The sequence below is a fragment of the Spiribacter sp. 1M189 genome (genome assembly GCF_040838345.1).
Taxonomy (GTDB): domain Bacteria; phylum Pseudomonadota; class Gammaproteobacteria; order Nitrococcales; family Nitrococcaceae; genus Spiribacter; species Spiribacter insolitus.
Genome location: NZ_JBAKFF010000001.1, coordinates 200,428 through 225,487, shown reverse-complemented (window position 1 = coordinate 225,487; position 25,060 = coordinate 200,428). Strand labels below are relative to the sequence as shown.

Here is a 25,060-nt window from a genome sequence, read left to right as displayed (position 1 = left end):
AGGGTTACTCCTCGTTAGTGCTTCGGGTTAACGCTCGTCGCAGACTAGGCAACAATTGTGACAAGACTATGAATTTGGACGAACGGATAGCGGCTCCACTCAGTCGCCCAGCTCACCCACCGAACGCGAGGAGGCTTCAAGCCGCTCATAGATCGGGAACACCGCGGTGAACGTACTGCCCACGCCCATCTCGCTATTCACTTCGAGCCGGGCACCGTGGCGTGAGAGCACATGCTTGACGATGGCGAGCCCGAGCCCCGTTCCACCCTGGCGCGTTGCCCGGCCGCTGTCCACTCGGTAGAACCGCTCCGTGAGCCGCGGAATGTGATGGGCGGGAATGCCCTGGCCCGTATCCGCGACCGCCAGGCAGGCGGCACCGGAGGCCTCGAACCAGCGGATATCGATCCGCCCGCCGGCGGGGGTGTACTTGACGGCATTGGAGAGCAGATTCGAGAAAGCACTGCGCAGCTCCTCATCGTCGCCCGCCACGTAAAGCGACTCATCCACCGTGCTGCTGATCCGATGTTGACCATTGCTGAGCGCCCGCGCTTCCTCGGCGACATCCGCCAGCATCTCCGCGATGTTCACCAGGCCGCGTTCCTCGGTAGGCCGCTCGGTCTCGAGGCGTGAGAGCAGCAGCAGATCATCCACCAGCCGGGTCATGCGCTCGATCTGCTGGTCCATCAACGCAAGCGGCCGCCCCAGTTCATCGGCACTCAGATCGTCCATGTCGGCGAGCTGCTCCGACATCCCCTGCAGCACGGTCAGCGGCGTGCGCAGCTCGTGACTGATGTTGCCGACGAAGTCCCGCCGCATGGTCTCGAGCCGGTGCAGCTCCGAGATATCCCTTGCCAGCAGCAGCTGCTGGTGACTGCCGTAGGGCACGATGCGGATCTCCAGGGTGCGCCGGTTATCCTGGGGCGACGGGATCTTGACCGCCGCCGTCCAGTCGCCACGCTCCAGGTAAGCCGCAAAGTCCGGGTGGCGTATGAGGTTGGCGATACGCTGGCCCCGATCCTGGGGCCAGCGCAGCCCCAGATAACGGGATGCCAGCTGATTCCACCACTGCATGTCGCCGGTATCGGACAGCACGATGGTGCCGTCGGGCATGGCGTTGGCACCCTCGCGAAAGCGTCTGAGCAGATCCACCAGACGCCGGCGCCGCTGACGCTGGCGAAGCTGCTGGCGATCCAGGCCGTCGAAGACATGCCCCCATAGCCCACGACCCCGCGGCGGCCGTCGCTTGCGCGAGGCCCGCAGCCAGCGCTCGAGGCGGTGGATCTGGGCAAGGTTGTAGACCAGCAGCCCCACCGCGGCCGCCAGCAGCAGCCAGGGAACACCCGCGGCGGCACCGATCACCAGCAGGGCCAGGGACGCCAGAACGGTGCGCCCCAGCACCGCCGGCCAGGGATTGCTCATCAGCACGGGATCGGCCCGTCAATCGATGGAAAAACGGTATCCCGCGCCGCGCACGGTCTGCAGCAGATCGTCATGCCCCGTAGGAGCAAGCGCCTTGCGCAGGCGACGGACATGGACATCGACGGTACGCTCCTCCACATAAACGTTGGCACCCCAGACATTATCGAGAAGCTGCGCGCGATTGAATACGCGATCCGGATGGGTCATGAAAAAATGCAGCAGACGGAACTCGGTGGGGCCCATCTCCACCTTGCGGCCATCGCCGGTCACCCGATGGCTCACCGGATCGAGCATCAACCCCCGCATCTCCACCGGCGCCTCGCTGGCGGTGGGCTGGACGCGACGCAGGACCGCCTTGACCCGGGCCACCAGTTCGCGCGGGGAGAAGGGTTTGGGCACATAGTCATCCGCGCCGGCGTCGAGGCCGCGGATGCGATCGGCCTCCTCGCCCCGGGCGGTCAGCAGAATGACCGGGATCTCCCGGGTGATTCGTTCGCGCTTCAGCCGGCGCGCGAAATCAATGCCGCTCTCCCCCGGCAGCATCCAGTCGAGCAGGATGAGATCCGGCTGACTGAGGCGGATGGCCGCATCCGCATCTTCGGCCGACTCCGCGTGGCGAACCCGATAGCCGGCCCGCTCCAGCGCCATGGCCACCATCTCGCGAATGGCCGCCTCGTCCTCGACGAGCAGAATGCTTGCCACCATGCCCCCTGAGTATAACGTGAAAGCGGCAGTATAAAGTCACGCAGATTGCGGTACTGTGACAACCCTGCAATGCCCGGGTCTGCTGGCAGGGGACCAGCGACCTTGGTACATTTCCGCCAATGCGCTATTTCGTCTCGCTCGCCGTGGTGCTGACCATCCTCTGGCTCGGGCTCTCCGGAGTCTACAAGCCGCTGTTGTTCGCCCTTGGCGCCGCTTCCATCGTCCTCGTGGTCTGGCTCACCGAGCGCATGGAGGTGCTGGGCGCGGAACATGACCCGGCGACACTGTCCTGGCGACTGCCAATCTACTGGGGCTGGCTGGTCTGGCAGGTCGTGAAGTCGAATATCGCCGTGGCACGGGCGGTCCTCGATCCGCGTCGCGTGCAGCCGACACTCATCGAACTGCCGGCGGACCAGCGCACCCGGGTCGGTCGCGTCACCTACGGCAACTCGATCACCCTCACGCCGGGCACGGTGACGACGCGACTCGAAACTGATGGCGATGGCATCCAGGTCCATGCACTCCTGCCCGAGGCCGCCGAGGATCTGCGCCAGGGCGAGATGGCTCGATGGGTGCGCTGGCTCGAGGGCAATGAATGATGGAGCCGGTCGTCCTGGGCACCATCCTGGCCATCTTCACCACCATGGGACTCGCCCTCTGGCGGGCCATCCAGGGCCCGTCGGTCTATGACACCATCGTCGGCGTCAATGTCTTTGGCACCAAGACGGTCCTTCTGATCGCGCTGATCGCCGAATTCAGTGGCAACGGCGATCTCATTGACGTCGCCCTCGTCTATGCCCTGATCAACTTCCTCGCCGTCGTCGCCATCCTCAAACTGGTCCGGCAGCGGGACCTGGCCGCGAGCCGCAGGGTGGAGCATGACTGAATTGCTGGTGGACGTGATCTCCGGGGCCATGATGCTGATTGGCGGGGCGTTCGCCGTCATCGGCGGGATCGGGGTCATGCGGTTTCCGGATGTCTTCACGCGGCTTCATGCCGCGGGCATCACCGACACGCTGGCGCCGCTGCTCATCATCGGCGGCCTGATGCTGCAGGCGGGCTGGAGCATCCTGACGTTCAAGCTGCTGCTGATCCTGCTGTTCCTGCTGTTCACCACGCCGACGGCATCGCATGCCACGGCCCGTGCCGCCATGGCAGCCGGCCTGCAGCCTCTGCTGGCAGCGGCCCGGCGCAAGGGAGATGGATCATCGAACACCTGATCGACATCGTCCTGCTGCTGCTCCTGATCGTGGTGGCGGTCACCGTGGTGGTCACCCGCGACCTGCTGAAGGCCACCATGCTGTTCGCGATCTACTCGCTCACCATCGCGGGACTTTTCGCCACGCTGGACGCCGGCGACGTGGCCCTCACCGAGGCGGCTGTCGGCGCCGGTATCAGCACGGTGCTGATTCTCGCCGTCCTCGCCCTCGTGCCACGGCATGAAAAGCGCCAGGCGGGTCATAGCCTGCCCGCCCTGGCGATTGTCACGGTCACCGGCGCGGCGCTGGTCTATGCCTCCTTCGATCTGCCGCAGTTCGGCCATCCGGACAACCCCGTCCAACAGCACCTCGCCCCCTATTTCATTGAGCAGACGTACGCCGACATGGGTATCCCCAATATGGTGGCCGCGGTGCTGGCGAGCTATCGATCCATCGACACCATGGGTGAAGCGGTGGTGATCCTCACCGCCGGCATCGCGGTGTACGCCCTGCTGTCGCCCGCGCCCAGGCGGCGCCGGCGGGGTGAGGAGCAGGACTCGTGAAAGACAACGCCATCCTGGTCGTCGTTGCCCGCTTCCTGATCCCGCTGATGATGCTCTTCGGCCTCTACGTCCAGTTCCATGGCGAATACTCGCCGGGCGGCGGCTTCCAGGCGGGTGTCCTGTTCGCGGCCGCCTGGATCCTGTTCGTTTTCATCTACGGCCTGGACACCGGCCTGAGGATCATTCCCCAGCGCGTGATCTATACGCTCGCCTGCCTCGGTGTGCTGCTGTATGCCGCCATCGGCCTGCTGGGGGTTGTCCTCGGTGGACGGTTCCTCGACTTCTACCCGCTGCTCGAAGCGCCCAAGGCGGCTCAGCAGGCCGGCATCATCCTGGTGGAATTCGGTGTCGGCGTCACGGTGGCCTCGGTGGTGATGCTGTTCTTCCTGCTCTTCGCCCGCCGACGTGCCGACAGCCTGGCCGCCGGTCTCGACCCGGACGCGGCCGACGATGTGGAGACCGACCGCCAATGACCGTGCTCAGCTTCTTCAACTACTGGGCCGTGATCGTGCTGATGATGATCGGCTACTACTGCATGATCGTGCGCGGCAATATGATCAAGAAAATCATTGGCCTGGGGATTTTCCAGACCTCGGTTTTCATCCTCTTCATCTCTGCCGGCAAGGTCATCGGGGGCGCCACGCCGGTCCTGCGCGAGGGGGTGGATGTCTACTCCAATCCCCTGCCGCATGTACTCATTCTCACGGCGATCGTGGTGGGCATTGCCACCACGGCGGTCGGGCTGGCACTGACCGTGCGGATCCGCGAGGCCTACGGCAGCATTGACGACGACGCCATCGATGCGGTCGAGGGGGACGATCGCGCATGAGTTCGATCACCGAGCTGATGCCCTTCATCGTGCTGATTCCGCTGATCGCCGGCCCGATCTGTGCGCTGCTGCCGGGTCGCGCCCTGCCCTGGCTGCTGACAACGGCGAGCATGGCAACCGCCTTCGTGCTCTCGGCGCTGACCCTTGCCGCGGTATTCGACGGCGGCACTTTGAGCTATGCCTTCGGCAATTGGGCGCCGCCCGTGGGTATCGAATATCGGGTGGATGCCGCCAATGCCTTCGTGGCGCTGCTGATCACCGGTGTGGCCTCGGTTCTGCTGCCCTGGGGGCGGCCGATCGTGGATGCCGAGGTCCCGGAACGGCAGGGCAGCTTCTATGCCCTGCTGCTCATTGCGGTCGCCGGGCTGCTGGGCATCACCCTGACCGGCGACGTCTTCAACGTCTTCGTCTTCCTTGAGATCTCGTCGCTTGCCACCTACGGCCTGATCGGCCATGGCCGGGACCGGCGGGCGCTGCTGGCCGCATTCCGCTATCTGATCATGGGCACGGTTGGCGCCACCTTCCTGCTCATCGGCATCGCGTTCCTGTATATCCTGACCGGGACGCTGAACATGGCCGATCTGGCCGAGCGTCTGCCGGCCACCGAGGCATCCCGTGCGATGCAGGTCGCCCTGGGCTTCATCGTGGTGGGTCTCGCCATCAAGCTGGCGCTGTTCCCGCTGCATCACTGGCTGCCGAACGCCTATACCTATGCTCCCTCGCTGATCAGTGCCCTGCTCGCCGCCACGGCGACCAAGGTGGCGCTGTACGTGATGCTGCGCTTCATCTATGACGTCTTCGAGCCGTCCTACAGCTTTACCGCCCTGCCACTGAGCGCGGCCCTGATGGTCATGGCCCTCGGCGGCATGTTTGCCGGCTCCTGGCTGGCGATGATGCAGGCCAACCTCAAGCGCATGCTGGCCTACTCGTCGGTGGCCCAGGTGGGCTACATGGTGCTGGGCGTCAGCCTGGTGAGCCTCGCGGGCCTCACCGCCGCGTTCCTGCATCTGTTCAACCACGGCCTGATGAAGGCGGCGCTGTTCGCGAGCGCCGGCCTCGTCGCCTGGCGGCTCGGCAGCGTCAAACTCGAGGACATGCGCGGCGTCGGCCGCGAGATGCCCTGGACACTCACCGCTTTCGCCCTGGCCGGCGTCAGCCTGATCGGGATTCCGCCCACGGCTGGCTTCATCAGCAAGTGGTACCTCATCAGTGCCGCGATGGAAGCCGGCCAGATCTGGCTGGTGGTGCTGATCCTGATCACCTCACTCATGGCGCTGGTGTATATCGCTCGGGTGGTGGAAATCGCCTGGCTCCAGCCACGCCCGGAGGATGCGCCTGCGGTCGAGGAAGCGCACTGGACCCTGCTGGTGCCCGTCTGGCTGCTGGTCGCGGCCAATTTCTGGTTCGGTATTGATACGCGGCTGACCGTCGGCGGCGCGAGCATGGCCGCCGAGGCCCTGGTCGGCGGGAGGCTGCTGCCGTGACACCGCTCGCCGCTGTTGCCATTCCTTTCATCGGGGCCGCGCTGATTGCGCTGGCGTCGCGTCGCCCCGGTCTGCGTGATCTGATCTGTTTCGCACTGCCGGTACCGCTGTTGCTGACGGTCATCGGACTCGCGGTCAATCGCATCGCCGGTGGCGATGCCATGACGCAGCAGCTGATCGAGCTGGTCCCCGGACTGGAGATCACGCTGGCGGTCCAGCCTCTGGGGCTGATCTTCGCCCTGCTGGCCTCCGCGCTCTATATCGTCGCCACCCCCTACGCGATCGGCTATCTGAAGGCCGGGGGCTACAGTAACCTGGCCCGGTTCATGGCCTGTTATGCCATCGCCCTCGGCGCTGCCATGGGGATCGCCTTCGCCGAGAACCTGCTCACGCTCTACCTCTTCTACGAGATCCTCTCCGTGTCGACCTATCCACTGGTCGCGCATACCGGGACGGCAAAGGCACGGGCCGGCGCCAGGACCTATCTGGGGCTGTTGCTGGTGACCAGCGTCGGCCTGATGCTGCCATCCATCATCTGGATCTGGGATGCCACTGGCACACTCAGTTTCAGTCGCGACGGCATACTGGCCGGTGCGGTTCCGCCGGGGGCCGGTGCCCTGCTGCTGGTGGCGCTGCTCTTCGGCATCGGCAAGGCGGCGCTGATGCCCTTTCACCGCTGGCTGCCCGCCGCCATGGTGGCGCCCACGCCCGTCTCGGCGCTGCTGCATGCCGTGGCCGTGGTCAAGGCGGGTGTGTTCAGTGTCCTGACCGTGGCGCTCTATGTCTTCGGCCTGGATTACCTGCGGGAGCTGGTCACCCAGCCGTTCATGCTCTACGTCGCCGTGTTCACCATGCTGGCGGCCTCCCTGGTGGCGATGCACCAGGACAACCTCAAGGCACGTCTTGCCTATTCCACCGTCAGCCAGCTCGCCTATATCGTCACCGGCGCGCTGCTGGCGACCGAGCTGGCGGCAATCGGTGGCGGGCTGCACATGCTCATGCATGGCTTCGGCAAGATCACGCTGTTTTTCTGTGCCGGCGCGATTTATGTGGCCAGCGGCATCAACACGGTCAGCGGCATGGATGGTCTCGCGCGACGCATGCCTCTGACGATGCTCGCTTTCTTCATCGGCGCGCTATGTGTCATCGGCCTACCGCCCACCGGTGGGTTCTGGAGCAAGTGGTACCTGGTGAGCGGTGCCTGGAGCGCCGGGCAGTACGTCGTTGTCGGGGCGTTCATGCTGAGCACCCTGCTCAATGTGGGCTACCTCATGCCGCCGGTCATGCGGGCCTTCCTGCGACCGGTCCCGGGCGATGACCCGACTCATCGGCGACTGGCGGAGGCGCCACCGATGTGTCTGATTCCGCTGCTCGTGACGGCGGCCGGCACCCTGGTGCTGTTCATCCTCGCCGCACCGGCCTATCAACTGCTCGCCATGGGCATCCAGGGACAGTGAGAAAGAGGTTCGCATGAAAGCCGTCAACGCCACCGCCCGCGTACTCGACGCCCTCGTCCAGCGTGCCCGGCTGCTGCGCTGGATCATGATCGGCCTGATGGTGCTCGTGGTGCTGATCGATATCCTCAAACCCACTCACTACAGCCGGTTCCCATGGGATGGCATTCCGGGCTTCACGGCGGTCTATGCCTTTCTCGGGGCGCTGGCCCTGATCGGGCTGTATAAGGCGATCGGCTACGGCCTCGTCTATCGATCATCGGATTACTACACAAGGCGGGACGCGCGGGAGGCAGAAGAGCGGGACGAGGAGTCCGCCGATGGCTGAGTGGCTCCACCCGGCGCTACTGCTGATGCTGGGCGCGCTGCCACTGGGCGTGCTCCAGGGACGGTCACGCCAGGTCTGGCAGCTGGCCCTGCCGCTTATCGTGCTGCTGCTGGTGATCGCACTGCCGGACGGCGCGCGGGTTGATCTGCACTTCGCGGGGGTGGAACTCACACCGCTGCGGGCCGATGGCCTGAGCCTCGTCTTCGCCTATATCTTTGCCCTCATCCTGTTCATCGGCAATATCTTCGCCCTGCAGGTCGATGACGGCGCGCAGCATGTCGCCGCCACGCTCTATGCCGCCTCCGGCCTGGGCGCCGTGCTGGCGGGTGATCTGATCACCCTGTACGTGTTCTGGGAGATCATGATGATCTCCTCGGTCTGGCTGATCTGGCGGCGACGTCGCCAGGCCGCCTACGACGCCGGCTTTCGCTACCTGATCATCCATGCGCTGGGCGGAATGCTGCTGCTCGCCGGCATCATCGCCTACTGGCTGCACACCGGCAGCCTGGCCTTCGAGCCGCTGCAGGGGGGTGGACCGGCCTTCTGGCTGATTCTGGTGGCCTTCCTGATCAACGCCGCCGCGCCGCCGCTGCATGCCTGGCTGCCGGATGCCTATCCGGAGGCCACCGTCACCGGCACGGTCTTCCTGAGCGCCTTCACCACCAAGACCGCCGTCTATGTGCTGGCCCGCGGCTTCCCCGGCACCGAGCTGCTGGTCTGGCTGGGCGTGCTGATGACGCTCTACGGCGTGACCTACGCCTTTCTCGTCAATGACATCCGCCGGCTGCTCGCCTATCACATCGTCAGCCAGGTGGGTTACATGGTGGCCGGCGTGGGGCTGGGCAGCGCGCTGGCGATCAGTGGCACCGCAGCGCATGCCTTCACCCACATTCTCTACAAGGCATTGCTGCTGATGGGCGCGGGTGCGGTGCTGCAGATGACCGGTCGCAGCCGGCTGACCGAACTGGGCGGACTCTACCGAAGCATGCCCATCACCTTCCTGCTCTATATGGTGGGTGGCCTGTCGATCTCCGCCTTTCCCCTGTTCAGCGGCTTCGTGAGCAAGACCATGATCATCGAGGCGGCGGCGGTGGAGGGTCGGGCGGTGGTCTTCCTGCTCATGACCCTCGCCGGCGTCGGCACGTTCATGAGCACGACGCTCAAGTTGCCCTGGTATACCTTCATGGGCCGGGATGCCGGCCTGCGTCCGCCGGAGGCCCCGCTGAACATGCGCATCGCCATGGGCATCGCAGCCCTGCTCTGCTTCGTGATCGGGATATTGCCGGGTTGGCTCTACGCCATCCTCCCCTACCCCGTGGACTACAACGCCTACACGGCCAGCCATCTGATCAAGGAGATGGAGCTGCTGTTGTTCACGGGTCTCGCCTTCTTCCTGCTGCTCGGCATGCTGGGCGGCAAGGATAAACTGAGCCTGGATCTGGACTGGTTCTACCGCGTGCCGGGCAGGCAGGCGGTGCTCGCACTGCGCCACTGGATCGTGAGCGCCGACGGCACGGCGCGTGGGGCATTCATGCGGGTTTTCCGTCAGGCCGAAGATGCCGCTACGCATCTGCGCCTCAGTGGCTGGCCGCTGCGCAGCTGGCCCACCGGATCCATGGCATTGTGGACAGCCATCGTGCTGGCGATGCTGCTGGTCTTCGGGCTGGGCCGCTAGGCGAGAGGGGGGGGGGGTGAAACTGGTGCCGGCGCACGGATTCGAACCGCGGACCTACGCATTACGAATGTCTGAAATCAGCCTGACAGAGTTGTAACTAGCTGATTATAAACGGCGTAGAGTTTCGCGTCCGGTCCCAATCGGCTCACCGCCGGTTCAGAATCGGTGCAGTTCAGTCGCTCCGAAGTAGCTCCCTCTGGTTCTGAATCAGTGCTTTCCTCATCCACTGGAGGCGCTCCTGAATGTTGGTTCGCATCTCCGGCGTGTCCCGGTATTGCAGGACGCTATTGATCGAACCATCGATAGCACGATTCGATGGCGACCATGCCGGAACGCGCTCATTGAGCAATGCGCCCAAGTACTTGTCCGGGATGTTGCCGCGCCTGAGGGCGACGATAAGCTCCTGCCGGTCCATTCCGGCGATGCGCCCGGTCCGGCACCCACATTTGATGCACCCCCCAACTCGGCCGCATATTCCGCAAACCAACTTGAAGGCCGCGTATTTTGTACTGGCGGACGTGTGCGAAGCGCCTCACGCCCCGGCCTAGCCGGACTTTGACGACCGAGAAGACCACCTGCCGCGATGGCTACACATTACAAATGGCGTTGTGAGCGCGGTACTCTTCACTGCCGAACTCCGGTTTGCACCTTCGGTTTAGCTGGGGTTTCCTTGTGAAACCGCTCCCCAAGAGGTTTATCTATGAATATCGCGACCATCATTCGGGCCACCGCCATCCTTCTGGCGCTGTTGTTCGACACCGCTTGGGCACAGAGCTTTCAGGAGGGCATGGACGCCTACGACAGAGGCGACTATGAAACCGCCTTGGAGGTATTTCAGTCCCTTGCGGAAGATGGTGATTCCAGCGCCCAGTACAACCTCGGGGTTATGTACTACAGCGGCCAAGGGGTAGCTGATGACGCCTCAGAGGCCGTGAGCTGGTGGCGGGCTGCTGCCCAGCAAGGTGATTCCAGCGCGCAGTACAACCTCGGGGTTATGTACGAGAGCGGCGATGGGGTGCCTCAGGACTACACTGAAGCCGTTCGCTGGTACCGAACTGCTGCCGAGCAAGGTCTTGCCGATGCCCAGTTCAACCTCGGGGCTATGTACAACATCGGCTACGGCGTTACACAGGACTACTCAGAAGCCGTTCGCTGGTGGCGAGCTGCGGCGGAGCAAGGTTATGCCGACGCTCAGTACAACCTCGGGTTTAGTTACGCCAATGGCGAGGGAGTAATTCAGGACAACATCACGGCCCACATGTGGTTCAACATAGCTTCAGCAAACGGCGCTTCGTTGGGGAAAGAAAATAGAGAACTTTTCGCCGACCGAATGTCTCGCGAAGAAATTACCGAAGCCCAGAAGAGAGCGCGGAAATGCATGGATTCGGGCTACCAAGACTGCGACTGACGCCTACCAGCCGTATCTTTTCGGTATACCCCAAAAGACATGAAAAGCCCGACCAGTTGGCGGACCTTTGGCTGTGTCTGAATCTTCCTGACTAGACTTAAATAGAAACACCGGAATACACTTGGCTTTTATAAACACATCAGGAGGCCAAGCCATGATGATCCGCGCATACCTTCGGGCCAGCACCACCAGTCAGGACGCAGACCGGGCGAGGACCAGCATCGAGGAGTTTGTCGCATCGAAGGGACACCGGGTCGCGGCTTGGTATTCGGAGAACGCATCTGGGCGGACCAGCGACCGCACGGAACTGCGGCGGCTGCTGGATGATTCGCATCCCGGCGATGTGCTGCTGGTGGAGGGCATCGACCGGCTGACCCGGCTCCCATCGGATAGCTGGCGCACGCTCCGGCAGGAGATCGAGGGTCGCGGTGTGCGGGTGGTCTCGCTCGACCTACCCAGCACCCATGTCGCCCTGTCCCCAGACGATCAGCGTGACGAACTGAGCGCCCGGATTCTGGAGGCGACCAACGGGATGCTGCTTGAGGTGATCGCGGCACAGGCGGCTGCTGACTACGAGACCCGGCGACGCCGTCAGGCACAGGGCATCGAGAAGGCCAAGCGGCAGGGCAAATACCGTGGGCGGCAGATCGACCAGAAGCTACACGACCGGATCGTTGCACTGCTCAAGGACGACCTCAGCGTCCGTAAGACAGCCGATCTGGCTGGATGCAGTCCGGGAACCGTGCAGCGGGTGAAGAAGCGCAAAGGCTCGCTATCTGGGAGCGTTCCGCTTATGCCAGCCGGTGATGGCGATTAGTAGTAGATACCCTGCCGATCGCCATCGCCAAACCAATGTCCATCAATATACAGAGCCGCTTCTTGTCCAATTTCCGCCAGCGTGTCCACCTCTTCAACGGAGATTTCATATTGAATTGCTCGGCCATGACTGACCAGCTCAGCCCCCAGTAGCTCGATCTCAACTTCGCGGACCTCGCCATCCTCGCGCCACGATAAAACCGCATTGGGTGGATCACCAGCAAAGCTATCCGCCCCCTCGCCCCAGAGCGACACAAACTCATGGGCGTTCAGATAACGGTGTTCTCGGGCCGGCCGATCCGTGAACGCAAAGATCTCACGTTCTACCGGGATATGCAGAGTGACCTCGTCGAGAAGCTCAGCATCACTCGCGGCCTGCACGAACAGCCACTGAGGTTTTTTGTCTTCAGCCGCAGTGACTGGCATCGCAGAGACTGGGGCGGCGACGACTAAGGCGAAAATCGATCGGTACATTGCTTTCTCCGCAGCAGGCAAGACTGTTCTCCGGGCAAATTGCGAACCCACATCAGCTGCAGGCGATTGCCGCCTCCTTTGCGTCTATAGCGTCAGCGAGCCGATGGTTGATGTCGCGCCCTTCCCGGCCGTGATGGATCTCTCGGTGACAGTTCGGGCAGATCGCGGCGACTTTGTCAGGTGCATCAGGCCCACCATCGCTCAGTCTGGTTAAGTGATGGACCTCGAGAAAAGGTAAACCGCTTGAGGTCTCGAAAGGCGCCTTTTCGTTGCAACGCTCGCAGATCCCGTCGGCTCTTGCCAGAGCATAGTCTTTAACGGCCTCGCTGCGCTCATGTGCAGCCCGCCAAGCCGTCTTGGAAGGTTGTGCCTGTTTGGGCGTTTTAGCTGCATCCTTAGCTCTCTGACGCAGCTCAGCCAGCGTGCGGTGAACCGTGGGCCGCGAGGGTGCCGCTGCATCCGCCGGCGCGTTCGCACCTGCCAGCTCAGCCCGTTCCGGGATCAGGTGGAAAACTATTGCCTGACGGAGTTCGTCGTTGCTGTCTGGCGCTTGCACGATGTTGAATCCACCGCAGATGAACGCACCCTGAAAGCGAACCATCCCTTGATGATCCAATTTCTCGAACAGCAGCAGGTCTCTCCCATTCGCGAGGTGAGAGCGAATCGCCTCATTCCCGCGGCTGAAGTTCATGTCTCCGTACTGGCCCTGACCAAAGTACTCGAAAACACCGTCGCTCCAGCCATCTCCATATCCATGGCGTGTGCCAGACTGGCCGGTGAAAAGGAATATCACCGGATAACGGCTCGGTGTGCAGATGCCGCCTTGGTGTTGGCCACCATAACGGTCGTGAATATCCCGCCGCTTGTAGACTTGGCCTTCGATGAAATCGTACATCCGTTTTGCCTTCCGATGGCTGCGCTATGTGCTCGAGGTTAGGGCATGACCGACATTGCGGCTAGTCGGGCAGTATCTGCATTCCGCTGACTTTCTGCAGAGGCGTTGCTGCAGCGATGGCCCTCAGTGCTGCCGGCCTCCTTTCCTGAGCGCCTCTGTAAGCTCTCGCCACTGGACGGACTGGGCTGACTTCATGGCGACATCTCTTGCCCAGCCCCTAGGGAGCTCATCGATCTCATAGACCACTGCCGCGACGATCATCCCGATGGCCGTATCCAGATCATGATCGGTAGCCAAACTCCGCCAGCGCAGCGCTGATTCCTCAGTAGCATTCATCCAGTCAAAAAGCATGCGCGTCTGCCAGTTGCTCGCTTCCATGCGCGCTATCTCCCGGTCGATTCGGCGGAAACTTTTAGTTTATCAGCCAGTCAACAGTGAGCCAGTGATGGGCTCTGGCAGTTGCGGCCAACGAGGCCCGGGCCGGATTCTTCAAATGCAACGACATCTTCTGTCGGCAGCAGATGCTATCTTGCGGTCGGTCGCATGGAAATCTGAAAGACGAGACCACAAAGGCATAATTTGTCCATTGGAGGTCGCTCATGGAGAAGAGCAAGTCCGCACTCGCGGGTCAGAGAACTCTCGATAACTTCCCACTCGTCCCCGATGAACCACAAGTAAATTTGATCAGTGAGGACTCGGCGCAATCGCGTTTATTCATAGCGCAACTGGAGAGGCAGTGCTCATTCAGCGTGACGCTGCTGCCGCCCGGTGCTGTTGATTTCGCAGGGTGCATCCTCGCGCCGTCTTTGCTCGTAGTGGACTTACTGGCTTGGGCTTGCCCGGGCGAGCAGGCCGCTGATGGAGGCAAAGGACTAAACATCGCCGTTCATGATTTGCCCGTTGTTTTTCTGAATGCTCCAGCGCCGTTGGCTGCGCAGTCGGATCACGCGATCCTGCCGGTTTCAGCGTCCTTCAGCGCAATCTGCGCTGCGATCGCGGCAGAGCTCGGCCAGTCGCCGCCGTGCGGTTCGACACAGTCTGACGACACTGTTCTGGATGCACTGACTGCGGGCGAGAGGCGTGTCCTCGAATTACTGAAATATGGCCTGACCAACCAGCGCCTCGCAGATGAGCTGCATAAAAGCACCCATACAATCAAGTCGCACCTTTATTCGATATACCAGAAGCTCGAGTGTCGGAACCGGGCGGAAGCAGCCCTTATCGCGGCCCGCGCGTTCCCCTAGCGGCGTGATGGGCGCTGCCAGTCAGTGGACCTTCCGTGGAGGACGAGCGAACCCCCGAGGGCAATCGCACGGTTCGGATTCACCAGTCGACGACCGCGGCCAACTTCTGAAGGGGGACCGCACTGTTCACTGCTGCTTCGGCGAACCTTTCATGCTCGTCGACAAGGTGCCGGAACGTCCGCCAATGCATATGCTTCGGTTTCCATTCAGGCCCAGCCAGCATTCCCGGAGTCCATCCGAGCCGATAACGAATGTTCTCCGCGCGCCGTGCCAAGCGGTCGTAGCGGGGCTCCCTCTGGCTTGGATAGCGCAATTCCAGACATTCTCGGCATCGGAATATCCGATCCGCATACAGGATGGCGCAGCGCCGACCGCAGTCAGGATTCGGGCAGACAAACCAAGGTCGGTGGCCGCCAAGATGGCAGGCCGTCCAGTCGATGGTTATCGGGTAGAGCAGGTCCTCGGCGACTCCATGCCGATCGTAGTGATAACTCAGCCAGAGGCGCCGGTGGGACTCGACATGAACCCGCATGCCCGCATACGGCTCCGCTCCTTGAAACCACTGCGAGATAAAGCGCATCCCGGGCTCTAGGTGGCCGCTCCTCTTCCATCGCCGGACATCGATCTCCGGGATCTCTCCGGTCAGGCGGTATTGGGATTGTTTCGGCATGATTCAACTCCCATCCGAAATCATTTTCGAATCGCCTCGATAGACATGACCTTTTGCCAGCAATGCTCGATAGCATGGGATGTCTCTAACCCCACGCACGCATCTGCTTTCCCGGGCCGTCTTGTCTGTGGACAACATACTCAGGTGCCGGTGCCAGTGGCAAAAGTGCGACATAGATCACAGAAGACGAACTGCTTCCCGAGGACAATCACGACCATGGACAGGACGCCATACCGATTGGATCTGAACTGGCAGACACGGCTCGCTCTGGACTGGCTGACCCATGATCCGGAGACCGCGGCCTACTGGCGAGCCATTGCGTCGGCAAATGACATCTCCGCCGTCGCCCACGAGCTGACCACCGCCATGGTCGAGGAGGTCTCCGCCCTACCGGTCTCATGGGCACGGGATGCCGCGACGAAGAGCCTCCAGCAGGTCGAGTGGCGCGAACTGGCGCAGGCTCTGGGGGCGGAGTGATTCTGGGCTGAGTCTGATCACCCTGTTCGGATCGGTTGCTCTGGAGCGCCCCGAACGCGGTAGTCCGCTTGATGGCCAGTCGGGCCAACCTTCCACTAGTTGACGATTGGTCAGCTGCCTAAAACGCCGCACTGCATCCATCCCGTGATGCCCGGCAGGCATTGCTCCGTCGGATACCTTTACCAGTCACTGCATGATTCCGATCGGGGGCCTGCATGACAAGCTCACGTTGACTGGTTCCATTCCCAGCCAAATAACCATGCCATTTACAAAACTCTTTGTAACGTCAACGTGATCTTTACCGAGGCATCCAATCCGTACTATTCGCTCGATCCGCTTACCGAAAACATGTCGCTTCAGCCGTAGCGATTGCACCCAAAGTGTTGATTTATAGAGAAGTTTTTTCGAGCGTAGAGCTGGGTTAATCTGAATGCGCCTGATAAGAAATTTGGAGATTTTATTTTGATCGACACGCACTATGTAGATATCGCCTTCGTCTCGTCCTACTTTGGCGTCTCACCGCAGACGATCCGGCGATGGTCGAAAACATCCGAATTCCCTTCGCCTTTTCAAATCGGTGCTGGGACCCTGCGGTGGCGACTGGAGGATATTGAGAATCTGGGGCAGCAGCTTTGCGGATAAGATCCTGCCCGATGGGAATTGACGTAACGGAACAGCTATCAAGAATTTGGAGCGAATAAAAATGAAGAACTTTAACATCAAAATCATCCCGGGCGCGCATCATCACCACCAAGTGGTAAAGATGGCTGCAGATATCGCGACGAACGCGGCTTTCGCTAGGGCCTACTGCTCTGCGTGTCACCCTGAAGACATACTTGACCCCGATCTGGACGACTTCATTAGCCGCATTGTCTTTACCGGACTCATCGACCTATATCTCTGGGTGAGCAAAGAGCTCATGCCCGTTCAGCTTACCGGTCTGGAAATCGATGCTTGCGTCGGGATCAGAGGCTTCGGTGACGCTTTCGTCCGCTCCGACTTTGCAGAGAAAAAGGGACCGACAGGCGAAGTCGGTTTCGGCCCCCTCATCGAGTTCTTTGATACGCAGGGCTAAGCCATGTCGAAGTATAAGGGTGACATCCGCATTCGGGGCGATCCGGCGCTCAGCGACCAAACGAGACGCGTTCGCGCTTGATTCTCTGAAGCCAGAGTTGGCTTTAGCATTCGCCAATTAGTAGAGAGGTCCGGCGATTTGAGCACTGAGCGCACCGTCAACCCAGATCGGATAGGACAAAGTGAACTTCGCGCTGAGTGAGGAAAAAGAAAAGGCCCTCATAGAAGGGCCTAAACACATCGGACAAGGACTAATTATACCATGGATGCAATACACCATGAGGGCTGCTTCGTGCTCTGCGAGCAAGCCCTCGACAAGGCACTCAATGTCTCTCTCAACACGGGTATTGCCTACGCCGTGATGGCCGCCGGGACAGGCCGTAATCATGTGACGACGGCATGGTCGGCCGAGGCGGTTGCCAAGTACTCGGGGATGAACTGGCGCCGAGCGAAAGAGGCGATCGAAAAACTTCGCTCGGTCAGACTCATCACGAAGGTAGAGGGCAGTAGGGCGCGGCCGCGGTATCGGTTGCGCAAGCCACGGAAGCAGCTATGGATTCCGACAACGTTCATAGTTGGTGCTAGAGGAGAGACGCCACCGATCGCCCGTGTGCGGCAAATGCAGGACACAAAGACGGCCTTCCTAGCGCTGGCGCTCTACGGCGAGCAGAACTTGATCGAGCACGGCGGCATATCGCGCAACCTGATCTGGCGGGAGTACGAGCGGGATCACTTGGTGGGTTGGGCGGAGTGCGAGCTATATGGTTTCACCTGCCGGGACGGCATGACCTGCAGACCGGGCCGAGGCCCCATACCGAGCAAAGACCCATGGGATCACCTGAGGCCACTCATCGACGTCGGCATCATTGAGTTGGTGCCCTACCTGAGCGAGGGCGATGACGGGGAGCTCATTCATGCGCTTGCCGGTGATGCCCTCGCCGCCGAGGTTGGGTCGGAACTTGCTGACTTCACGGAAGAGGTGCAGACGCGATTCTCTCGCGGAAATGATTGCGACTGGATCATCCCAGTTCGACGCCACATGGCGAGCGTCACGATGATTGATGTTGCGCGGATGCGGTATCGTCCACCGAAGACGCGGATGACGCGCATTTGGCGGTCCAACCACGTCGCTCAGCTGGAGTCATACCTCAAGTTCTATGAGGCGAAAAACGCAGCAATGACGGGGGTTGCAGCCTGATTCGGGGTGCAGACATCAAAGAGGTATCAAGGAGGATTCAAAGAGGCATCAAGGTGGGATCAAAGACACCTAAATCCCCCTAATAATGTCGGTTTGGGTTTTTGAGCGCCAATGGTTGAACAGAATGGCGGTTTCTAGCGCCAACGCCAGATACTGTGATGGCGTTGATCGATTTCTAGGGAACCGCTCGGCTGGTCGAGTGGCCGAAGATAATCCACCTCCCATGGCGCTACTCGTTTTCTCGTAGTAAGCGGGCGCAAAGCGCCCCATTCATAGAGGCCCGAAGTCTGAACAACTAGTCCAGTGTTCACGGTCACCCTTCGACCTCTGGGTCTTGCTAGACAAGGTGAGCAGGATGCTTCTAAAGACCACCGAAGCCGCAGAGCAACTCCGCGTTTCGCCCCGTCAGATCCGGCGGCTTGTGGACAGCGGGCAGCTGCGCGTAGTAAGACTCGGGGTCTCATCCAAGGCCGACAGAATTCACCCTGACGACCTCAAGGACTTTGTCGACTCGCAACGGAGGGCCGGACGCCAGTGCCCGTCTTCAGAAAAGGAAGCGTTTGGTATGCCCGTGTCGAGCTCGGTGGACGGCGGGTGGAGCGATCTGCTGGCAAAGGTGCAAAGCGGCAAGACGCGGTAAGGCTGGAGACCAAAATCCGGCAAGACCTCATCAAGTCTCGTCTGGGCGAGAAGCCCGAGTTCACGATCGCCGAGGCCATGAGCGCCCACATCGACGAGGGTGTAGCGAAAGACACCATCGGGCATATCCGCGCCATGCTGCCCTACATTGAGGGCAGGCTCCTCAAGGATGCCCATATCGTGGCCCGTGAAATCCGTGTCGATATGCTCGCCAAAGGCCTTGCTCCGGCCACGGTCGTCCGACGCCTTGCCGTACTGAGAGCAGTCGCCAACAAAGCCTACAAGGAATGGGAGTGGCTCGATGACCCAGTCGGTCAACGCATCAAGATGCCCAAGGTTCAGAACGAGCGCCACGTCTACCTAGAGCCTGCTCAGGTGCGTGAACTCGCCGAGGCCTGTCCCCACCCCGATGTCGGCAAGATGATCCTTGTGGCGGCCTATACGGGCCTCAGGAAAGGCGAACTGCTGCGCGTGAACGAGGGCGAGGCTGTCTGCCGTGACGGCCTGCTCATGCTTGATGCGAAGACGAAGACCGGCAAGCCTCGGGTGATCCCGGTTCCTGAAGAGGTCGAGGCAATCGTCGCGGAGATGCCACTGCCGGTGTCAGCCCAGATTCTCAAGACGAATTGGCAGAAGGCGACCATGGCCTGCGGGATGGAGGACGTTCGGTGGCATGACCTACGCCATACCTACGCCAGTTGGCTGGTGCAAGCCAAGGTGCCGCTCCGCACGGTGCAGGAGTTGATGGGCCATACCACGATGGCGATGACCCAACGCTACAGCCACCTCGCCGACGATCACCTGCGCGAGGCCGTGGAAATGATGCGCCGGTCGCAAGCATCGGTGCAGAATCGGGGCAGTTCCGCGTAACCGGGACAGAAACGCAACCGCACTTGGCAGCCTAAGTTTCTGTTCTTGAGGGGGATTTGACTGGTGCCGGCGCACGGATTCGAACCGCGGACCTACGCATTACGAATGCGTTGCTCTACCAACTGAGCTACGCCGGCAACCGGATCGCAATCTTAGACGAGCAGCCCCGTTCAGACAAGCGCGGACTAGCGCCAGCAGGCGCGGATCGACGCCGTATCGGTCAATACCGGGCCGCCCGTCGCCGCTATCACGCCGCGCCGACCGTTATCCCGATAGACCAGGGCCATGCAGGCTGGAGCGGCGGTCGCAGCGGATGCCGGATCGCTGCGCCGCCTGGCGCGTAGCTGCCAGGCAACCGGATCGGCCGTGACATCGACCCAGTCCGCCTCGCCAGGCACTCCCGCCTCGAACACATAGGCCTGCGAGAGAGACTGGATACAGGCCGCACCGGATTGCATCGGCGCAAAACCGGCATAACTGCCCTGGCGCAGTCGATGCCGCTCGAGCCGGCCGGCGATCTCGAGCAGACAGGCCCCGGCCTGCACGCCGCGAACCCGCTCGACGGGCTGCAGATAGCCCGGCACCGCCAATGTCGCCAGAATGGCGATGATCGTCAGCACGACCAGCATCTCCAGCAAGGTGAAGCCCATCCATCTCTGCATGCCATCAGCCTGCCGGCATCCGACCGGCGGGCGTCATCCGGGCCGATCATTGCGCTAGATTGATCGACCATCGGTTGCCACGGAGGGCGAATGCGAAGTGAACGGGGCGCGAGTCTGCCAGGCCTCATGCTGACACTGACGCTGGCGGCGATACTGGCCACGCTGGCCACACCGGTGTTCTCCGGTCTGGCCGCGGATGCGCGCTTGCAGGCCGGGACCGAACGGCTCTACATGGCCTTCTGGTATGCCCGCAGCGAGGCCATCATGCGCGGTCGCACCGTCGTGGTGGCAGCCCGGGACGGGGATTGGGGATCAGGCTGGGAGACATTCATCGACACCAGCCAGGACGGGCGCCGTCAGCGCAGCGAGACCCTTCTGCGCCGGTCGGAACGCCCGGGCCGGGGCCTTTCCGTACAGGCGAACGCCGGCATCGGGAGTGCCGTTCACTATCATGCGGACGGCCGGACGCGGCGGCCAAGCGGCAGTTTGCAGATGGGAACGGTGGTTCTCTGTCACGGCGCAGAAGATGACCCGGACCGGCGCGGCCAGGGGGTCATCATCAATTCAGCGGGCCGCCCGCGGATCACCGGCGATCCGCGGCGCATGGATAGCGGGATGTGCTGATCAGTCGACGACCGTCTTGATCTTGCCGCGTTTGGGGATGGCTCGTAACAGATCACGGGGCATGGAGAAAACGACGTCTTCGGTATAACTGCCGCCGGTATCGGGACGCTGAGCACCCCAGGAGACAAGCTCATCGATCACCTCCTGGACCAGCGATTCGGGGGCCGATGCACCGGCAGTCACACCGATGCGCGCAGCATCGGAGACCCAGTCACGCTGCAACTCCGCGGCGCGGTCGATCTGATGGGCCGGCACGTTCATACGCCCGGCCAGCTCGGTGAGCCGCCGCGTATTGGAGCTGTTGGCGGAGCCGACCACGATCATGACGTCGACCTCGCCCGCCAGCTCGCGCACGGCGTCCTGCCGATTCTGTGTGGCGTAGCAGATGTCGTCCTTGCGCGGTCCCTGGATGGCCGGGAAACGCGCCTGCAGCGCCTCGATAACTGATGCCGTGTCATCCATGGACAGGGTGGTCTGAGTGACGAAGGCGAGATCGTTTTCGTTGTGCACACTCAGGCGCTGGGCGTCCTCAGGCGTCTCCACCAGATAGATGCCCGCCTGGTCCGCCCCTTCGCCGACGTACTGGCCGAGGGTGCCCTCCACTTCGGGATGCCCGTCATGACCGATCAGGATGACTTCGCGCCCCTGCCGGGCATGCTTGCGGACCTCCATATGCACTTTCGTGACCAGCGGGCAGGTGGCATCGAAGACATGCAGCCCACGCTCCACGGCCTCGTCCCGCACCGACTGGGAGACGCCATGCGCCGAGAAGATCAGGGTCGATCCGGCGGGAACGCCGTCCAGCTCCTCGACGAAGATAGCGCCCTTGTCACGCAGCTCATCAACCACCGTGCGGTTGTGAACCACCTCATGGCGGACATAGATCGGCCGGCCGAATGCCTCCAGCGCCTGCTCGACAATGCTGATGGCCCGGTCGACGCCGGCACAGAATCCGCGGGGGTTGGCGAGTCTGATTTCCTGCATGTTTCTAGTCTCCCATGGAGCCGGCGGTCGGGCAAAGGCCCTCAGCGGCCGCGGCGCCAGTCCCGCCAGGCCGTGACGAGGACCGCGACGACGCCCAGCGTGATGGCGCTGTCCGCCACGTTGAACGCCGGCCAGTGCCAGCCACCGACGTGCACGTCGATGAAGTCGATCACGCCACCGAGGCGAAGCCGGTCGACCAGATTGCCCACCGCACCGCCCAGTATCAGCCCCAGGCCGATCACCTCCAGCCGTTTCCCGGCGTCGAGGCCCCGCAGCCAGATCAGCAGATAGACCCCCACGGCAACCGCCACACCACTGAGTAACCAGCGTTGCCAACCGCCGCCGTCGGCGAGGAAGCTGAACGCAGCGCCGGCGTTAAAGGCCAGCGTCAGGTTCAGAACCGGCAACAGTGACACGGGCTGATAGGGTTCCAGCGCAGACAACGCCATCCACTTGGTGAGCTGGTCGGCGACCAGCACCACCACCGCGGTCGCGACCCCCAGCGGCAGACCGCTGCGGGCAACAGGTCTCACTGGCATCGGGACGTCTCAGGCAAAGCGCCGCACTTCGCCATCACCGATGACGTTGCTGACGCAGCGACCACAAAGCGCAGGATGTTCCGGGTCAGCGCCCACATCCTCGCGGCGGTGCCAGCAGCGCTCGCACTTGTCATGGCGGCTGGGCCGCACGCTGAAGCGAAAGCGGGTGCCATCGGGCAGATTCGCGGATTCCGCATGCTCATCGGCGGCCTCCAGCGGATGCACCCGTGCCGCCGAGGTGATCAGCAGAAAGCGTAGCTCGTCCCCGAGCACGCCCCAGCGGGTGGCCAGCGGCTCGGGGCAGTAGAGATCAACCTCTGCCTCCAGCGTGGCGCCCAGCACCTGGTCATTGCGCAACCGTTCGATGCGCTTGGCGACCACTTCGCGCAGGGCCAGGATTTCCTCCCAGAATTCATGGTCCATGAGCTCATCATCGAGCGCGAACAGCCCCTCGTACCACTCCGTCTCCAGCGCCGTGCCGCTTCGCTCCCCGGGCAGATGCTCCCAGATCTCGTCGGCGGTGAACGACAGCACCGGCATCAGCCAGCGCACCAGCGCCTCGGCGATATGCCACATGGCGGTCTGGGCGGAACGGCGGGCGATGCTGTCGGCCTGGGTGGTGTACTGGCGATCCTTGATCACGTCCAGATAGAAGCCGCCCATGTCGAGCACACAGAAGTGATGCACCCGCTGCGAGAGCTGGTGGAAGTCAAACCGGTGCGCATCGTCGATGAGCTTCTGCTGCAGCCGCCGCGCCCGATCGACCGCCCAGCGATCGAGTGCCAGCATGCGCTCCGGCGGCAGGGCATTCACAGCCGGGTCAAAGCCGGCCAGATTGGCGAGCAGGAAGCGCGCGGTGTTACGAAGCCGCCGGTAGGCATCCGCGGTGCGCTTGAGGATGTCGTCCGAGACGGCGATCTCGCCGGTGTAGTCGGAGGAAGCCACCCATAGGCGCAGGATGTCGGCACCCAGGGCGTCCATCACCTCCTGCGGCGCAATCACATTACCCCGCGACTTCGACATCTTGCGTCCCTGCTCGTCGACGGTGAAGCCGTGGGTGAGCACACCGCGGTAAGGCGGCTCGCCATTGATCATCATCGAGGTGAGCAGCGATGACTGGAACCAGCCCCGGTACTGGTCGCTGCCCTCGAGGTAGAGGTCCGCCGGCCATTCCAGATCATCACGCCCACGCAGCACCGTGGCATGCGTGGTACCGGAATCAAACCAGACATCAAGAATGTCGGTGACCTTCTGATAGCGCTCGGCCTCGTCGCCCAGCAGCTCCACGGGGTCGAGCTCGAACCAGGCATCGATCCCGTCCTGCTCCATGCGCTCGGCCACGGCCTCGATCAATCGGTCGGTGTCGGGATGCGGTTCACCGGTCTCGCGGTCGATGAACAACGCGATGGGCACACCCCAATTACGCTGTCGCGAGATACACCACTCCGGCCGGTTGCGGACCATGGCGGCCATCCGCTCCTCACCCCAGTCGGGAAACCAGTCAACGCCGGGCAGCGCCGCCAGGGTCTTCTCGCGGACGTCGCCGGCTTCCAGGTTGAGGAACCACTGCGGTGTGGCGCGGAAGAGGATCGGCGTCTTGTGCCGCCAGCAATGCGGATAGCTATGGGGGTAAGGCTCGTGATGAACCAGCGCCCGCGTGGCCTCCAGCCGCTCGACGATCGCGCGGTTGGCATCGAACACGAACTGGCCCTGGAACTCCCCGTTCAGGAACCGCCCGTCATCGTCCACGGGGTTCTCCAGCGGCAGGTTGTAGCGCTGCCCCACGACGAAGTCGTCGGCACCATGCCCGGGAGCGGTGTGGACCGCGCCGGTGCCGGCCTCGGTGGTCACGTGCTCACCCAGAATGACGGGCACATGGCGGTCGAGAAACGGATGCTGCAGGCTGAGTCCTTCTAGATGCCGTCCGCTGCAGCGGCCGACAATGCCGTAGTGCTCGATGCCATAACGGGCCAGCGCCGACTCATGCAGCGCCTCGGCAAGGAGCATGAGCTCACGGCCATGCTCGACCGAGACCAGCACGTAATCCAGCTCGGGATGCAGCGCCACGGCCTGGTTGGCAGGCAGCGTCCAGGGCGTGGTGGTCCAGATGAGTACCGATACCGGCGTATCCTCGGCATCGACCGTAGCCCCGCAGATCCGGGCCAGGGCCTCACCATCCAGCGCCTGGAAGCGCACATCGATCGCCGGCGAGGTATGGTCTTCGTATTCCACCTCCGCCTCGGCGAGCGCCGACCCACAATCGGTGCACCAGTGAACCGGCTTGTAGCCACGCTTGAGATGCCCCTTGCGCACGATATCGCCGAGGGCGCGCAGGATATTCGCCTCGGTCCCCGGGTTCATCGTCAGGTAGGGATGAGCCCAGTCACCGAGCACGCCCAGGCGCTGGAAATCCTCGCTCTGACCGGCCACCTGCTCGGCGGCGAACTCACGGCAGGCGTCGCGGAAGGCCCGTGGTGAGACGGCCTCGCCGGCCTTGCCGATGGTCTGCTCGACCTTGTGCTCGATGGGCAGGCCATGACAGTCCCAGCCGGGCACGTAGACCGCGTCCAGGCCGTCCAGGCTGCGGCTCTTGACGATAATGTCCTTGAGAATCTTATTGACGGCATGGCCGATGTGAATGCTGCCGTTGGCGTAGGGCGGGCCGTCGTGGAGGATGTAGCGACGGCGGCCGTCGCGCTCGGCGCGCAGGCGCTCATACACCCCCTCCTCGCGCCAGCGCGCCAGCCGCTTCGGCTCACTCTTCGCCAGGCCGGCACGCATGGGGAATGCGGTCTTCGGGAGATTGAGGGTGTCCTTGTAATCGCTCACG

General features: G+C 62.6%; 29 protein-coding genes and 1 tRNA gene. 19 read left to right on the top strand and 11 right to left on the bottom strand.

Going from position 1 to position 25,060, the window contains the following annotated elements:
* Positions 1 to 99: 99 nt before the first annotated feature.
* Both phoR and phoB read right to left on the bottom strand, forming a co-directional pair.
* Complete coding sequence (gene phoR, locus V6X30_RS01205) at positions 100 to 1,419, bottom strand: phosphate regulon sensor histidine kinase PhoR (RefSeq protein WP_367982812.1); 1,320 nt, start codon at positions 1,417 to 1,419, stop codon at positions 100 to 102.
* A gap of 18 nt (positions 1,420 to 1,437) precedes the next feature.
* Entirely contained in the window at positions 1,438 to 2,124 is a 687-nt protein-coding gene (gene phoB / locus V6X30_RS01200; protein ID WP_367982811.1) for a phosphate regulon transcriptional regulator PhoB, read from the bottom strand.
* A 119-nt stretch (positions 2,125 to 2,243) separates the two neighbouring features.
* Between phoB and V6X30_RS01195 the strand changes: the two genes are divergently transcribed.
* The 12 genes from V6X30_RS01195 (at position 2,244) to V6X30_RS01140 (ending at position 11,881) form a co-directional block, all read left to right on the top strand.
* Positions 2,244 to 2,723 (top strand): Na+/H+ antiporter subunit E, encoded by a 480-nt coding sequence (locus V6X30_RS01195; protein WP_367982810.1) that lies wholly within the window; start codon positions 2,244 to 2,246, stop codon positions 2,721 to 2,723.
* On the top strand, positions 2,720 to 3,010 hold the full coding sequence (locus tag V6X30_RS01190; RefSeq protein WP_367982809.1) for a monovalent cation/H+ antiporter complex subunit F: 291 nt from the start codon (positions 2,720 to 2,722) through the stop codon (positions 3,008 to 3,010). The genes V6X30_RS01195 and V6X30_RS01190 overlap by 4 nt, the downstream gene beginning before the upstream one ends.
* Positions 3,003 to 3,344, top strand: coding sequence for a monovalent cation/H(+) antiporter subunit G (gene mnhG, locus V6X30_RS01185; RefSeq protein WP_367982808.1), 342 nt, complete (start codon positions 3,003 to 3,005; stop codon positions 3,342 to 3,344). The genes V6X30_RS01190 and mnhG overlap by 8 nt, the downstream gene beginning before the upstream one ends.
* A gap of 29 nt (positions 3,345 to 3,373) precedes the next feature.
* Entirely contained in the window at positions 3,374 to 3,886 is a 513-nt protein-coding gene (locus V6X30_RS01180) for a DUF4040 domain-containing protein (protein WP_367982807.1), read from the top strand.
* Entirely contained in the window at positions 3,883 to 4,359 is a 477-nt protein-coding gene (locus V6X30_RS01175) for a Na(+)/H(+) antiporter subunit B (RefSeq protein ID WP_367982806.1), read from the top strand. The genes V6X30_RS01180 and V6X30_RS01175 overlap by 4 nt, the downstream gene beginning before the upstream one ends.
* Entirely contained in the window at positions 4,356 to 4,715 is a 360-nt protein-coding gene (locus V6X30_RS01170) for a cation:proton antiporter subunit C (RefSeq protein WP_367982805.1), read from the top strand. Before V6X30_RS01175 ends, V6X30_RS01170 begins: the two co-directional genes overlap by 4 nt.
* Positions 4,712 to 6,199, top strand: coding sequence for a monovalent cation/H+ antiporter subunit D family protein (locus tag V6X30_RS01165; protein WP_367982804.1), 1,488 nt, complete (start codon positions 4,712 to 4,714; stop codon positions 6,197 to 6,199). Before V6X30_RS01170 ends, V6X30_RS01165 begins: the two co-directional genes overlap by 4 nt.
* Positions 6,196 to 7,656: a proton-conducting transporter transmembrane domain-containing protein gene (locus V6X30_RS01160; RefSeq protein WP_367982803.1), complete on the top strand. Its 1,461-nt coding sequence runs from the start codon at positions 6,196 to 6,198 to the stop codon at positions 7,654 to 7,656. Before V6X30_RS01165 ends, V6X30_RS01160 begins: the two co-directional genes overlap by 4 nt.
* Positions 7,657 to 7,669: 13 nt before the next feature.
* Positions 7,670 to 7,981, top strand: coding sequence for a hypothetical protein (locus V6X30_RS01155; RefSeq protein WP_367982802.1), 312 nt, complete (start codon positions 7,670 to 7,672; stop codon positions 7,979 to 7,981).
* Entirely contained in the window at positions 7,974 to 9,656 is a 1,683-nt protein-coding gene (locus tag V6X30_RS01150; RefSeq protein ID WP_367982801.1) for a Na(+)/H(+) antiporter subunit D, read from the top strand. Before V6X30_RS01155 ends, V6X30_RS01150 begins: the two co-directional genes overlap by 8 nt.
* Positions 9,657 to 10,356: 700 nt before the next feature.
* Positions 10,357 to 11,064 carry a tetratricopeptide repeat protein gene (locus tag V6X30_RS01145; protein ID WP_367982800.1) on the top strand — a complete coding sequence of 236 codons (708 nt, stop codon included), beginning with the start codon at positions 10,357 to 10,359 and terminating at the stop codon, positions 11,062 to 11,064.
* 154 nt (positions 11,065 to 11,218) lie between these two features.
* The gene (locus tag V6X30_RS01140; protein ID WP_367982799.1) at positions 11,219 to 11,881 is read left to right on the top strand and encodes a recombinase family protein; all 663 of its coding nucleotides are present in this window, start codon (positions 11,219 to 11,221) and stop codon (positions 11,879 to 11,881) included.
* Here V6X30_RS01140 and V6X30_RS01135 read toward each other — a convergent pair.
* The 3 genes from V6X30_RS01135 to V6X30_RS01125 all read right to left on the bottom strand — a co-directional run bounded on the left by V6X30_RS01135 (position 11,878) and on the right by V6X30_RS01125 (position 13,627).
* Complete coding sequence (locus tag V6X30_RS01135; RefSeq protein ID WP_367982798.1) at positions 11,878 to 12,354, bottom strand: hypothetical protein; 477 nt, start codon at positions 12,352 to 12,354, stop codon at positions 11,878 to 11,880. The two genes, V6X30_RS01140 and V6X30_RS01135, sit on opposite strands and share 4 nt — an antisense overlap.
* 52 nt (positions 12,355 to 12,406) lie before the next feature.
* Positions 12,407 to 13,249 carry an HNH endonuclease gene (locus tag V6X30_RS01130; protein ID WP_367982797.1) on the bottom strand — a complete coding sequence of 281 codons (843 nt, stop codon included), beginning with the start codon at positions 13,247 to 13,249 and terminating at the stop codon, positions 12,407 to 12,409.
* 123 nt (positions 13,250 to 13,372) lie between these two features.
* Positions 13,373 to 13,627, bottom strand: a complete 255-nt coding sequence (locus tag V6X30_RS01125) for a hypothetical protein (protein WP_367982796.1) — start codon at positions 13,625 to 13,627, stop codon at positions 13,373 to 13,375.
* Positions 13,628 to 13,848: 221 nt separating this feature from the next.
* On the opposite strand from V6X30_RS01125, the gene V6X30_RS01120 reads away from it, so the two are divergent.
* Entirely contained in the window at positions 13,849 to 14,493 is a 645-nt protein-coding gene (locus V6X30_RS01120) for a LuxR family transcriptional regulator (protein ID WP_367982795.1), read from the top strand.
* A 79-nt stretch (positions 14,494 to 14,572) separates the two neighbouring features.
* Here V6X30_RS01120 and V6X30_RS01115 read toward each other — a convergent pair whose 3' ends face one another.
* Positions 14,573 to 15,163 carry a hypothetical protein gene (locus tag V6X30_RS01115; protein ID WP_367982794.1) on the bottom strand — a complete coding sequence of 197 codons (591 nt, stop codon included), beginning with the start codon at positions 15,161 to 15,163 and terminating at the stop codon, positions 14,573 to 14,575.
* Positions 15,164 to 15,379: 216 nt separating this feature from the next.
* Between V6X30_RS01115 and V6X30_RS01110 the strand changes: the two genes are divergently transcribed.
* The 5 genes from V6X30_RS01110 to V6X30_RS01090 all read left to right on the top strand — a co-directional run bounded on the left by V6X30_RS01110 (position 15,380) and on the right by V6X30_RS01090 (position 19,421).
* Entirely contained in the window at positions 15,380 to 15,640 is a 261-nt protein-coding gene (locus V6X30_RS01110) for a hypothetical protein (protein ID WP_367982793.1), read from the top strand.
* A gap of 703 nt (positions 15,641 to 16,343) precedes the next feature.
* Positions 16,344 to 16,715 carry a hypothetical protein gene (locus V6X30_RS01105; RefSeq protein ID WP_367982792.1) on the top strand — a complete coding sequence of 124 codons (372 nt, stop codon included), beginning with the start codon at positions 16,344 to 16,346 and terminating at the stop codon, positions 16,713 to 16,715.
* Positions 16,716 to 16,976: 261 nt separating this feature from the next.
* Positions 16,977 to 17,912, top strand: coding sequence for a hypothetical protein (locus V6X30_RS01100; RefSeq protein WP_367982791.1), 936 nt, complete (start codon positions 16,977 to 16,979; stop codon positions 17,910 to 17,912).
* A 355-nt stretch (positions 17,913 to 18,267) separates the two neighbouring features.
* Positions 18,268 to 18,552: a helix-turn-helix domain-containing protein gene (locus tag V6X30_RS01095; RefSeq protein ID WP_367982790.1), complete on the top strand. Its 285-nt coding sequence runs from the start codon at positions 18,268 to 18,270 to the stop codon at positions 18,550 to 18,552.
* On the top strand, positions 18,447 to 19,421 hold the full coding sequence (locus V6X30_RS01090) for a tyrosine-type recombinase/integrase (protein WP_367982789.1): 975 nt from the start codon (positions 18,447 to 18,449) through the stop codon (positions 19,419 to 19,421). The genes V6X30_RS01095 and V6X30_RS01090 overlap by 106 nt, the downstream gene beginning before the upstream one ends.
* A gap of 61 nt (positions 19,422 to 19,482) precedes the next feature.
* Here the strand turns inward: V6X30_RS01090 and V6X30_RS01085 are convergent.
* Both V6X30_RS01085 and V6X30_RS01080 read right to left on the bottom strand, forming a co-directional pair.
* A tRNA-Thr gene (locus V6X30_RS01085) sits at positions 19,483 to 19,558 on the bottom strand.
* Positions 19,559 to 19,606: 48 nt separating this feature from the next.
* Positions 19,607 to 20,083 carry a type IV pilin protein gene (locus V6X30_RS01080; protein WP_367982788.1) on the bottom strand — a complete coding sequence of 159 codons (477 nt, stop codon included), beginning with the start codon at positions 20,081 to 20,083 and terminating at the stop codon, positions 19,607 to 19,609.
* 90 nt (positions 20,084 to 20,173) lie between these two features.
* Here V6X30_RS01080 and V6X30_RS01075 point away from each other — a divergent pair, with 90 nt between their 5' ends.
* Positions 20,174 to 20,707 carry a GspH/FimT family pseudopilin gene (locus V6X30_RS01075; RefSeq protein WP_367982787.1) on the top strand — a complete coding sequence of 178 codons (534 nt, stop codon included), beginning with the start codon at positions 20,174 to 20,176 and terminating at the stop codon, positions 20,705 to 20,707.
* Here the strand turns inward: V6X30_RS01075 and ispH are convergent, their stop codons facing one another.
* From ispH to ileS, 3 genes are read right to left on the bottom strand one after another with little or no spacing between them, the layout of a single operon-like run.
* Positions 20,708 to 21,691 carry a 4-hydroxy-3-methylbut-2-enyl diphosphate reductase gene (ispH, locus tag V6X30_RS01070; protein ID WP_367982786.1) on the bottom strand — a complete coding sequence of 328 codons (984 nt, stop codon included), beginning with the start codon at positions 21,689 to 21,691 and terminating at the stop codon, positions 20,708 to 20,710.
* A gap of 41 nt (positions 21,692 to 21,732) precedes the next feature.
* Positions 21,733 to 22,230, bottom strand: a complete 498-nt coding sequence (gene lspA, locus V6X30_RS01065; RefSeq protein WP_367982785.1) for a signal peptidase II — start codon at positions 22,228 to 22,230, stop codon at positions 21,733 to 21,735.
* Positions 22,231 to 22,239: 9 nt separating this feature from the next.
* Positions 22,240 to 25,059: an isoleucine--tRNA ligase gene (gene ileS, locus V6X30_RS01060; RefSeq protein WP_367982784.1), complete on the bottom strand. Its 2,820-nt coding sequence runs from the start codon at positions 25,057 to 25,059 to the stop codon at positions 22,240 to 22,242.
* Position 25,060 lies beyond the last annotated feature (1 nt).

Bases quoted from the DNA above. Each gene is read 5' to 3' on its own strand.
- V6X30_RS01130 (WP_367982797.1), bottom strand. From the start codon at position 13,249: ATGTACGATTTCATCGAAGGCCAAGTCTACAAGCGGCGGGATATTCAC.
- V6X30_RS01135 (WP_367982798.1), bottom strand. From the start codon at position 12,354: ATGTACCGATCGATTTTCGCCTTAGTCGTCGCCGCCCCAGTCTCTGCG.
- V6X30_RS01165 (WP_367982804.1), top strand. From the start codon at position 4,712: ATGAGTTCGATCACCGAGCTGATGCCCTTCATCGTGCTGATTCCGCTG.
- phoB (WP_367982811.1), bottom strand. From the start codon at position 2,124: ATGGTGGCAAGCATTCTGCTCGTCGAGGACGAGGCGGCCATTCGCGAG.
- V6X30_RS01115 (WP_367982794.1), bottom strand. From the start codon at position 15,163: ATGCCGAAACAATCCCAATACCGCCTGACCGGAGAGATCCCGGAGATC.
- V6X30_RS01080 (WP_367982788.1), bottom strand. From the start codon at position 20,083: ATGCAGAGATGGATGGGCTTCACCTTGCTGGAGATGCTGGTCGTGCTG.
- V6X30_RS01105 (WP_367982792.1), top strand. From the start codon at position 16,344: ATGAAGAACTTTAACATCAAAATCATCCCGGGCGCGCATCATCACCAC.
- lspA (WP_367982785.1), bottom strand. From the start codon at position 22,230: ATGCCAGTGAGACCTGTTGCCCGCAGCGGTCTGCCGCTGGGGGTCGCG.
- V6X30_RS01155 (WP_367982802.1), top strand. From the start codon at position 7,670: ATGAAAGCCGTCAACGCCACCGCCCGCGTACTCGACGCCCTCGTCCAG.
- V6X30_RS01195 (WP_367982810.1), top strand. From the start codon at position 2,244: ATGCGCTATTTCGTCTCGCTCGCCGTGGTGCTGACCATCCTCTGGCTC.
- V6X30_RS01190 (WP_367982809.1), top strand. From the start codon at position 2,720: ATGATGGAGCCGGTCGTCCTGGGCACCATCCTGGCCATCTTCACCACC.
- V6X30_RS01145 (WP_367982800.1), top strand. From the start codon at position 10,357: ATGAATATCGCGACCATCATTCGGGCCACCGCCATCCTTCTGGCGCTG.
- V6X30_RS01150 (WP_367982801.1), top strand. From the start codon at position 7,974: ATGGCTGAGTGGCTCCACCCGGCGCTACTGCTGATGCTGGGCGCGCTG.
- ispH (WP_367982786.1), bottom strand. From the start codon at position 21,691: ATGCAGGAAATCAGACTCGCCAACCCCCGCGGATTCTGTGCCGGCGTC.
- V6X30_RS01110 (WP_367982793.1), top strand. From the start codon at position 15,380: ATGGACAGGACGCCATACCGATTGGATCTGAACTGGCAGACACGGCTC.
- mnhG (WP_367982808.1), top strand. From the start codon at position 3,003: ATGACTGAATTGCTGGTGGACGTGATCTCCGGGGCCATGATGCTGATT.
- V6X30_RS01100 (WP_367982791.1), top strand. From the start codon at position 16,977: ATGGATGCAATACACCATGAGGGCTGCTTCGTGCTCTGCGAGCAAGCC.
- V6X30_RS01140 (WP_367982799.1), top strand. From the start codon at position 11,219: ATGATGATCCGCGCATACCTTCGGGCCAGCACCACCAGTCAGGACGCA.
- V6X30_RS01170 (WP_367982805.1), top strand. From the start codon at position 4,356: ATGACCGTGCTCAGCTTCTTCAACTACTGGGCCGTGATCGTGCTGATG.
- phoR (WP_367982812.1), bottom strand. From the start codon at position 1,419: ATGAGCAATCCCTGGCCGGCGGTGCTGGGGCGCACCGTTCTGGCGTCC.
- V6X30_RS01095 (WP_367982790.1), top strand. From the start codon at position 18,268: ATGCTTCTAAAGACCACCGAAGCCGCAGAGCAACTCCGCGTTTCGCCC.
- V6X30_RS01120 (WP_367982795.1), top strand. From the start codon at position 13,849: ATGGAGAAGAGCAAGTCCGCACTCGCGGGTCAGAGAACTCTCGATAAC.
- V6X30_RS01125 (WP_367982796.1), bottom strand. From the start codon at position 13,627: ATGGAAGCGAGCAACTGGCAGACGCGCATGCTTTTTGACTGGATGAAT.
- V6X30_RS01075 (WP_367982787.1), top strand. From the start codon at position 20,174: ATGCGAAGTGAACGGGGCGCGAGTCTGCCAGGCCTCATGCTGACACTG.